Origin of the sequence: Vibrio sp. 10N.222.48.A3, from assembly GCF_041475345.1 — a bacterium.
In the GTDB taxonomy this organism is placed as follows: Bacteria; Pseudomonadota; Gammaproteobacteria; order Enterobacterales; family Vibrionaceae; genus Vibrio; species Vibrio tasmaniensis_A.
The window spans coordinates 1-1058 of the sequence record NZ_JBFRVX010001587.1 but is presented as its reverse complement, the minus strand read 5'-3'; the positions used below and the strand labels follow the sequence as shown (position 1 = coordinate 1058).

Annotated in this window: 1 protein-coding gene; it reads left to right on the top strand. The window is 31.5% G+C overall.

The window, feature by feature from the left end; genetic code table 11:
• The coding region (locus tag AB4653_RS27885; protein ID WP_372105874.1) for a hypothetical protein at positions 1–837 on the top strand (837 nt) is incomplete at its 5' end.
• Between the last annotated feature and the right edge of the window lie 221 nt (positions 838–1058).

The following is a 1058-nucleotide window of genomic DNA, read 5'->3' as shown; positions in this document are numbered from 1 at the left end:
GATAGAAAGAAGACTCAAAGCTTTGCTGCTTTCCACAAAGGCTATGGTGTTGATGTCTTCTATAGAAATGGTAAATTCTTTCCAAAAAAACCATTTTTTGATAAGGATAAAAAGGCTATATATGCCGATTCTGAGAAGACAGGTCAGAACTATAAAAAGTATTTGATAAAAAATGGCAAAGTTGAAGAAGATGATACTGTCGTAATATTTGATGATTTAGCTGGTAATTTTAATGTTCCATTTGATTTAGGGAATACTATATTCAAGCGGGGGTTAGCGAAGGTAGCTGTAGGCTACGCTGCAAAAAATGGCATACTAAGAAAAAATATGAAATGTATCATAGACTTGGATAATAATGTAATAAGAGAAAAAGTAATAGTATCTCCATTCCTGCCAACGGCTAAATCAGAAGGTTTCTTTGAAGAAAATAAACATAAAAGCTCTCATTATCCAGTTCATAGTTTAGTTTTATGTGCTAACAAAAAATCAAGGTTTATTTATTGTTATGTGGAGCTATTTAGTGCTTTTCAGTTTTATGTTCTACTTGATGACGAATATGAAGGGGAAGATATCTATAAAAATTATGTTTATGATTTGATTGGTGAAAAAGAAATTGATTATAAGGAATACGCTAGCTCTATTCCTGATAGTAGTAATGTTTTTGATAGCATGCCAAGTTACAGAGTAATAGATACTGATAAATTCATTCAATTATCGCATGTATCAAAAAAAGATCTAAAATTTTACTGTCATAGAAATTATCACGCTATTGAAGCATTTACTAATTATTACTTTATTAATGAAAAATCGAAGACTCTCGTTGCAGATATTGCATAACAAGCACTTTAAACGGAACACAAACAGTTGGCTTTGTTTCGTTCCTCAACAAGTATAGCCAACAATTTTTGTCCGCTTAAGTGGGCGTTAGCTTTTTATCATAATCAAGGAGTATTAAGTAGATTATGGATGTCAATCAGACAAATATACTGCTAAACATAATAACACCATTAATTTTTGTGGCGGTTGGTGTTTATGCAAATAGGTTAGGCCGTAAAGAT